Below are 1,439 nucleotides of genomic sequence, written 5' to 3' on the forward strand. Positions count from 1 at the left end.
CCGCCACGCTGTGCGGCTCCAGCCAGCCCGTGAACCATACCGTCGCCAGCGATCCGTCGCCCACCGGCGCCGTCTTCGCCAGCCGCTCGGAAGCGACGGGCGGCGAGCATGCGGCGCCCGTCGCTGCCGCCGTCCTGGGGGCGCTGGCCGATCGTATGCAAATCAAGGGGGCGAAATAGGGGGTATTTCCCACTCATCTGCGCGCCTACGAGATGTGGTTCTGTGGCATGATCTATTACGGTCCTGCTATTAGTGGCCGAACATCGAAGAGGATTTATGCGTTTGCCGGGAACCCGGTACCAGGAACCGGGCTGGGAAGAAGTGCGCAAGTTGCTGGGACAGTGCTCGCTCGCCGCGCTGCGCGGTCTCGATGCCGCACATCCGGACCTGGAGGCTCGGTTGGAGCATTACGTGGAGCGCATGACGGACCAGCTCCTGGCCCAGCGCCACAGCGCCCGCGCCCGGGCGGCCGGCAACGGCTACGGCGACACCGTCCACGAGCTGGCGGTGACGCTCGTCGTCGAGCTGCGCGCCCGTCCGGCCGACTGGGACGCCCTGTGCGCCGCGCTGGCGGACGGTCCCTCCGGCGACGCACTCCTGCGCAAGAAGGTGAACGACATGTACGCCGTGCTGCGCGACCGGGTCGATGCCGACAACTACCAGGCCGCCTGCGGCCGTCCGTGCAGCCCGAATCGTATGTACGCTTACCGGATGCTGGACACCGCCTACCACGACGTGGCCCGCCTGTTCGCCAACTGGCGCGCGCACGGGGCGCAGGGCGGCGCAATCCTCGGCCGCGAGATCGCGGACGGCGCCGACCCCATCGAAGTGCGCCAGCTGCGCACGATCCACGACTGCCGCGCGGAGTGGATCCTGCGCTGGAGCGCATCGATGGAGGACTTCGGCGGCGGTCCCGGCCCGCTGCACACGCGCTCCAAGCGCTTCGCGAGCCTGAAGACGAGCCCGGACCGCATCGCCGCCATGCTGCGCGAGATCGGCGATTACGAACAGCTCTCGGCCAACCGCGACGAGGACTGGCTGCAGGACCTGGACGACGCGTCGGTCTGGGTGGAAGATTACTGGCGCGTGCTGCAGGAATCGGAAAGCGCGGCGGCGCCTGGCCCCGATCGGATCCTGGAAGCGCAGCAGGATGCGCTCGACGCCGCGGCACCGGAACCGGATCCAGTGCCGGAGGAAGCCGACCCGCGCCTCGAGACGCTCGCGCTGAGCGTTTCACTGCCCCCCGGCTATGTGGCGCAAGCGGTGCCGGACGGTCTGCTGGCGGCGGAGGGCCTGCCGGTGGGACTGGCCGTGTACGCGAAGCTGCTGGGCCCCGACGACGCGGGCGAACCCGCCCCGGGGTGGTTTAAAAAAATACCGGCCCCCCCGGCCGGGCGAACAGGGGGGTGGGGGGGGGTGGGGGGGGAAAAAAAGGGGGG

The 1,439-nt window shown here is 69.8% G+C and carries 1 protein-coding gene; it reads left to right on the top strand.

Annotation, left to right across the window (positions count from 1 at the left end; all coding sequences use genetic code 11):
* Positions 1–276 precede the first annotated feature (276 nt).
* A partial coding sequence (locus tag ACEN88_RS31600) for a hypothetical protein (protein WP_413346097.1) occupies positions 277–1,439 on the top strand: 1,163 nt, incomplete at its 3' end.

The organism is Massilia sp. CT11-108 (genome assembly GCF_047302915.1).
In the GTDB taxonomy this organism is placed as follows: Bacteria; Pseudomonadota; Gammaproteobacteria; order Burkholderiales; family Burkholderiaceae_D; genus Telluria; species Telluria orientalis.